The sequence below is a fragment of the Amnimonas aquatica genome, from assembly GCF_002943415.1.
GTDB lineage: Bacteria > Pseudomonadota > Gammaproteobacteria > Pseudomonadales > Moraxellaceae > Perlucidibaca > Perlucidibaca aquatica_A.
On the sequence record NZ_PTQZ01000232.1, the window covers coordinates 1 to 2,738 of the forward strand.

The 2,738-nt window shown below is 64.1% G+C and carries 3 protein-coding genes; 2 read left to right on the forward strand and 1 reads right to left on the reverse strand.

Features of this window, described 5'->3' with window-relative positions:
• Positions 1 to 185: 185 nt before the first annotated feature.
• Positions 186 to 1,106 carry a metal-dependent hydrolase gene (locus tag C5O18_RS08375; RefSeq protein WP_105193101.1) on the reverse strand — a complete coding sequence of 307 codons (921 nt, stop codon included), beginning with the start codon at positions 1,104 to 1,106 and terminating at the stop codon, positions 186 to 188.
• Between the two features lie 114 nt (positions 1,107 to 1,220).
• Between C5O18_RS08375 and C5O18_RS08380 the strand changes: the two genes are divergently transcribed.
• Together C5O18_RS08380 and C5O18_RS08385 are read left to right on the forward strand one after the other, a co-directional pair.
• Positions 1,221 to 2,249 (forward strand): helix-turn-helix domain-containing protein, encoded by a 1,029-nt coding sequence (locus C5O18_RS08380; RefSeq protein ID WP_158249309.1) that lies wholly within the window; start codon positions 1,221 to 1,223, stop codon positions 2,247 to 2,249.
• Between the two features lie 207 nt (positions 2,250 to 2,456).
• The coding region (locus tag C5O18_RS08385; RefSeq protein ID WP_206389811.1) for an OmpP1/FadL family transporter at positions 2,457 to 2,738 on the forward strand (282 nt) is incomplete at its 3' end.

Consider the following 2,738-nt stretch of genomic DNA (forward strand, 5'->3'; position numbering starts at 1 on the left):
GCTCGCGGAATGAGGATGAAACGGCGCGGAACATTACGGCCGTGGCCGCAAAGCGTATCAGGCCCGACAGACATTGCGCGCCACCATGAACGACAAATCAGTGCCTGCACGCTCCCTGCCCGGTCGGACAGGCATGAAAAAGGCCGCCCGCAGGCGGCCTTCCGGTACCAGCCGGCGTGACCGGCTCAGTGCACCACGCGGCCCTTGAGCAGGTGGTTGACCTCGCCGTTGACGCCGAACAGGCGCTCGCGCCACTCGGCAACCAGGGCCTTGGTGTCATGGTCGTTGGGGTGGAAGCCCGGACGGAAGAAGTCCAGGAACTTCGGTGCCAGACGGGTCATGCGGCCCTGGCGGCCGAACAGGGACTTGAAGCCGCGCCAGTTGTTGCGCACGTCGAGCAGCTTGCCGTCGGCGTGCAGCAGGCGCGCGGTGGCATAGGCCATGACCGCACCGAGCACGGCGGTGGTGACCACCATGGTGCCGGCGCGCACGGCATAGCTGCCGCCGGTCTGCTCGTAGACATCCCAGGCCACGGCCTTGTGCTCGGTCTCTTCCAGGGCATGCCACATCCACAGCGGCTTGATGTCCTCATTGACACTGTTGTGGTGGTCTTCCTCGACCAGCAGCTGCTCACCCAGCAGCGCGGTGAAGTGCTCCAGGCAGATGGTGGCGGCCAGGCTCAGACGCGGATGGATCTTGGCGGCGGTGTCGAGCAGCACGCGCAGCTGGGCCTCGATCTCGGCGGCCGGTAGATTCTTGTCTTCGATGAACTTGTTCAGCACCTGGTGGCCCTGCGTGTGCAAGGCCTCCTGGCCGATGAACCCGGCGATGCCGGCCTTCAGGTTCTCATCGGTGATCTGGTCACGATAGTGACGCACGGCCTCGACGAAGAACTGCTCGCCTTCCGGCAGCAGGATGGAAAAGGCCGACCAGTAATAGGTCAGGAACGGGTCGTTGGCGTACCAGTAACCGGCGTCGGAGTGCTTCAGATCGAGCGCGACACGGCGCGGCGGAATGCCCACGCGGGCGCCCAGCGGCTGGCGGTTTACAGACTGGACGGAAGTCTCGGCAGCGGCGTTGGAAATGGCGTTGACGGCAGCGTTCATGAATTGCCCCTCCTGTGAATGCGTGATCAGCGGGCACGGTCGAATGTGCCTTTGACCGGTCGTTCACGGCAGGTTATTTTGGGACATCTTCTAGTCATCATGTGCCAGTTTCCAATGTCACGATCTGCCGCCGATCAGGTCCCCGGCCTGCCAGCCGCCTATGTCACGCTCCTGCTCGATGTTGTCAAGCGCTGGAATATCAGTGACATGGAGCTGCTTTCCAGATTCGATCTCGATCGCCAGGTGCTGACATCCCCGACCCTGCGCATCCCGCTGGAAACCGTCAACGACATCTACCAGCTCGCACTGGAGCTGACCGAGGAACCAGGCCTGCCCTTCTACCTGGGCATGCAGATGAAGCTGTCCAGCCACGGCTTCATCGGTTTCGCAGCCATGACCGCCGACACCCTGGCGCAGGCGCTGGAGCTGGCCGAGCGCTTCATCAGCCTGCGCATGATGGGCTTTTCGCTGCGCGTGCTGCGCGATGGCGACACCGCGCACCTGTACCTGGAGACCGACCTGTCGCTGCAGCCGCTGCGCGACGGCGCGGTGGCCGCGCTCATGGTCGGCCTGGGCCAGATGGGACAGGTGCTGACCGGGGAAACGCTGTTCGGCGTGGCGGAGCTCGACATTCCCGAGAACCCGCGCTTCGAAGAGTTCCGCTACATGCTGCCGGCGCAGATCCAGTTCAACCGGCCGGCCAACCGCATCAGCTTCGCCGCCACCTTCCTGGAGCTGCCGCTGGTCATGGCCGACAATGCCTCCATGCAGCTCGCCGTGGCCCAGTGCGAGCGCGAGCTGGTGGCCATCGGACAGATCAATCGTTTCGTGCGCCAGGTCCGCGGGCTGATCTATCACGAGGACACCGGCTTCCGCAGCGTCGAGGCAGTGGCCTCCGAACTGTGCATGTCCGAGCGCACGCTGAAGCGCCAGCTCGCGCATGAAGGCACCACATTCAGCGACATACTCGAGGACCTGCGCCGGCAGAAGGCGATCCAGCTGCTGGACGACCAGCAGGCCAGCATCGAGCGCATCGCCGAATGCCTCGGCTATTCGGACGTGGCCAACTTCAACCGCGCCTTCAAGCGCTGGACCGGCACCACGCCGGGACAATACCGGCGTAACCTGACCGATCAGGCCTGAAACCGACAATTGACGGACAAAATGTCTTTCAGGATATGGCCGAATCGGACAACGGGCTTGTCACGAAAGGCTCATGCTGCATAAGNTCCGCTGGCCTGGTCCGCGGGCGCCGAAGTCCCGGTCATCGCCGTCAGCAGCCAGGGCACCTCGAACGCCAACTCGGCCGAAGCCCGCGACGCCTCGGTGATCTTCTACAACCCCGCCGGCATGGCCCTGCTGCGCGGCACCCAGATCTCGCAGCCGTTCGCGCTCATCGCCGCCTCCACCAAGGTCAAGGACACCGGCACCACCCGCNTCAATGACAACGTGTCCGTGGGTATTGGCGTGTTCTCGCCCGGCGGCGGCAACCTGAACTACAAGAAGGACTGGTTCGGCCGCTACTTCATCGACAGCGCCGCCATCGAGACGGTGAACATCAACCCGTCGCTGTCGATCCGCTTCGATGACAAGCACAGCATCGGCCTCGGCGTGTCGGCTCTGATCGGCCAC